At 64.3% G+C, this 2,406-nt stretch carries 3 protein-coding genes; 1 reads left to right on the top strand and 2 read right to left on the bottom strand.

Features of this window, described 5'->3' with window-relative positions; genetic code table 11:
• Positions 1–1,085 (top strand): adenylate cyclase (locus tag EN993_RS34660; protein WP_127266126.1); only part of this gene is annotated, 1,085 nt, incomplete at its 5' end.
• Between the two features lie 34 nt (positions 1,086–1,119).
• Here the strand turns inward: EN993_RS34660 and EN993_RS34655 are convergent.
• Positions 1,120–2,046 carry a DMT family transporter gene (locus tag EN993_RS34655; RefSeq protein ID WP_127266125.1) on the bottom strand — a complete coding sequence of 309 codons (927 nt, stop codon included), beginning with the start codon at positions 2,044–2,046 and terminating at the stop codon, positions 1,120–1,122.
• A 109-nt stretch (positions 2,047–2,155) separates the two neighbouring features.
• On the bottom strand, positions 2,156–2,406 hold a 251-nt coding region (locus EN993_RS34650; protein WP_164758017.1), incomplete at its 5' end, for a zinc-binding dehydrogenase.

Raw genomic sequence — 2,406 nt, 5'->3', positions numbered from 1 at the left:
GGTTGACCGAAGACCTGATCACCGACCTGTCCAGGATCTCGGGTCTGTTCGTCATCGCGCGCAACTCGGCCTTTGCCTACAAGGGAAAAGCGATGGACGTGCGCGAGATCGCCGGGGATCTTGGCGTGCGCTATCTGCTGGAGGGTAGTGCAAGACGTGCCGCGGGGCGCGTGCGCATCAACGCCCAGTTGGTCGATGCGGTGAGCGGCGATCATCTATGGGCGGAACGCTTCGATCGCGGCCTGGAAGATATCTTTGCGGTTCAGGACGAGGTGACGGCCAAGATCGTGGAGGCGTTGCTCGGCCGGCTGCGCGCATCGCCGCCGCGCAACCGACCCCGAAATCTCGAGGCCTACGACCTCTGCGTGCGGGCGCGCAGGCTGATCGACGACTCGCCGCAGATGGCGCAGGAAGCGCATCTGATGCTCACGCGCGCGGTGTCGCTCGATCCCGAATACGCCGAGCCCTATCGCTGGCTTGCCATGAACCACTGGATGGGACAGGTGCATTGGGGCGGACCAACCGAAGCCGCCCGCAGCGTTGCCTTGGAACTGGCCCGCAAGGCCGTGGCGATCGATCCCAACGATGCCGGCTGTCGCTGGATACTGGCTTACCTGCTTGCCTACGAGCGCAGCTTCACTGAAGCAGATGCGGAATTCGCCAAGGCGATCGAACTCGACCCGAACGAGGCCGACACCTGGGCGGCATTGTCCGACATCGCGGTCCTGGCCGGACGGGTCGAAGAGGGTCTCGAGCATATCAGCAAGGCGTTCCGGCTGAACCCGTTTCCGGCAAGCTGGTATCATATGACGCTCGGCCAGGCGCAATATGCGGCGCGCGATTACGACGCCGCTGTCGAGACCCTGCTCAGGGACGAGACCTATCGCACAAGCTCACGCCGTTTCCTGGCGGCAAGCCTGGCGCAACTCGGCCGGCTCGACGAGGCGCGCGCGGAGGCCGAACTGTTCCTCGTCGGCAACCCGCATTTTACAACCAGCCATTGGGTCACGATGGAGCCGTTCCGCGACGCCGCTACGCTCGAGCATTTCGTTGATGGCTTTCGCAAAGCCGGTCTTCCCGAGTAACGCGCGGGCGTGATCCCGGCATCACATGACTTCCTCAAACCGCCGCCTCGATTGGCTCGGCAAGCCTGGGATTTGCCCGCGCGGCGATCAGGCAGCCGGCGACGATCAGGCATGCTCCGGTCAGCGTGGTCCAGGTCGCCTCCTCGCCGAAGAAGAACCAGCCAAGCGCGACCGCCCAGATGAAGGCCGAGTATTCGGTCGGGATCAGATATTGCGCTTCGGCACGGGCGTAGGACCAGCTCATCAGGAATTGCCCGGCAAGCGACAGCACCGTCACCCCGGCCAAAGGAAGCCAGAGATCGGTCGGCGGGGCGACGGCGAGCCAGGGTGCGGCGAGGCCGAGGATGATTGCAACGCATAGGTTCTGGAACAACATGATCTCGATCGGCTTGGCCAACTGCGCCTGTTGCCGGGCGAGGATCAGATTGTAGCCGTAGAACACCGTCGATACGAGCACCGCTGCCGTGCCAAGCATGGCATCTCTGGAATAGCTTGCCTGCCCGAACTGGCCGGCCATGATGATCGCGACGCCCGCGATGCCGGCCAAGGATGCCCAGACAGCCTGCCGCCGGATCCGTTCGCCCAGCAGCAGCGCGGCGAGGAACAGCGCAAACAGGGGCGCGACGAAGCTGAGCCCGATCGCCTCGGCGAGCGGCAGCCTGGCGAGGCCCCAAAAAAAGGATATCAGAACGATGCCGACAATTGCGGCACGCAGCGCATGCAGTCTCAGCACCGGAAGGGCCGGCTTTGAGCGCGTCCCTACTGACCAGGCCGCACCCGCGACGACAGTCGCCACCATGCTGCGCCACAGCACCGTGTTGTAGACGCCGACCGCAATGACCAGCGTCTTCATCGCCGCATCCATCCCGGACAGCAGGAAGATCCCGAGCGCGCATACGAGCACCGGGATCATCGGGGAAACGGCGCCGGTCAGGCTGGATGTCTTCACGGCTTCACTCATGTGATGGATTGCAGCCGGATATATCAGGGCAAGACGGCGCGGCCAGATGGCAGGACCATCGATGTAGAGGTCCAATCCCGATTGGCGTCGCATCCCCGCTATGGCGATGCTAGGGCATCAACACCACCTTCCCTGTCGAGCGGCGCTCCTCCAGCAGCTGGTGCGCTTCGCCGGCCTGATCGAGCGGAAAGCGGCCGCCGATCGCAACCCGAAGCCGGCCGCTTGCCGCCAGATTGAACAGCTCGGACAGGCTGGCTCTCAATACGTCGGGAGACAGCAGCGGCAGCAGCGCGAAACCCCTCAGCGACTGGTTGCGGCCGATCATCGCCTCCAGATCGGAAGCCGTGAGCGCATAGCGGC

Origin of the sequence: Mesorhizobium sp. M7D.F.Ca.US.004.01.2.1 (assembly GCF_003997785.1) — a bacterium.
In the GTDB taxonomy this organism is placed as follows: domain Bacteria; phylum Pseudomonadota; class Alphaproteobacteria; order Rhizobiales; family Rhizobiaceae; genus Mesorhizobium; species Mesorhizobium loti.
The sequence above is the reverse complement of the archived record's forward strand: the minus strand, read 5'-3'. Positions and strand labels throughout refer to the sequence as shown.